The organism is Amycolatopsis thailandensis, assembly GCF_002234405.1.
Lineage (GTDB): Bacteria > Actinomycetota > Actinomycetes > Mycobacteriales > Pseudonocardiaceae > Amycolatopsis > Amycolatopsis thailandensis.
Window position 1 is genome coordinate 1 of the sequence record NZ_NMQT01000370.1, and the last position, 792, is coordinate 792.

A 792-nucleotide genomic window follows, 5' to 3' on the forward strand; every position below is an offset into this window, starting at 1 on the left:
ACGGTGTCATTCTCGACGTCGGTGCCAATGTCGGGCTCTTTTCGATTTACGCGAAGCGGCGGAAGCCGAATGCGAAAGTGATCGCCTTCGAACCGGTTCCGGCGTCGGTGGCGGCGCTGCGCCGGAACGTCGAACTGCATGACCTGTCCGGCCTGACCGTTCACCAACTGGCCTTGGGTGAGGTGAATCGGAAGGACGTCGCGTTCACCTATTATCCCGGGATGCCCGGGAACTCGACGAGGCATCCGGAGACCAAGAGCGAACATTTCGCGGCTCAGGCTGTCGAGGTCGCCGTCGAGGTGGCGACCCTTTCTTCGGTACTGGCGGGGTATTCCGAGCTGGATCGCATCGACCTGGTCAAAGTCGACGTCGAGGGTTCGGAACTCGAAGTCCTCGCCGGATTGAGCGAGGAAGACTGGGCGAAGATCCGGTCCTGGGTCATCGAAATCAGCGACGCGAAGGGCGAGTTGGCCGAACTCCGGAAAGAGCTGGAGAGCCGTGGTTACACGGTGGAGGCCGAACTCGACGACAAGATCATGGTGGAGCCGATGTATTTGGTGCACGCTTCGCGAAAATGACGCCATCCCGCGTCCAGTCCGCGTGGCTGAAGGGGCCCTTCGCCGCATAGGACGTGCGGAAAGCGTCCTTCGCCGCGTCGGACGCGGGGAAAGCGTCCTTCGGCGGCCTTGGTCGCGCGCGGGGGTTGCGAAAGCCACTTTCCCAACCTTCAGTGTTGCGAAAGTGGCTTTCGCAACAGGCGCTCTGAGGCAGATCAGTCCTGCGGCAACTTCG

1 protein-coding gene is annotated in these 792 nt (G+C 61.9%); it reads left to right on the top strand.

Annotated features, from left to right (window positions below; all coding sequences use genetic code 11):
- Positions 1-578, top strand: a 578-nt coding sequence (locus CFP71_RS42945; RefSeq protein WP_093939495.1) for an FkbM family methyltransferase, incomplete at its 5' end; no start/stop codon positions are given.
- Positions 579-792: the final 214 nt, after the last annotated feature.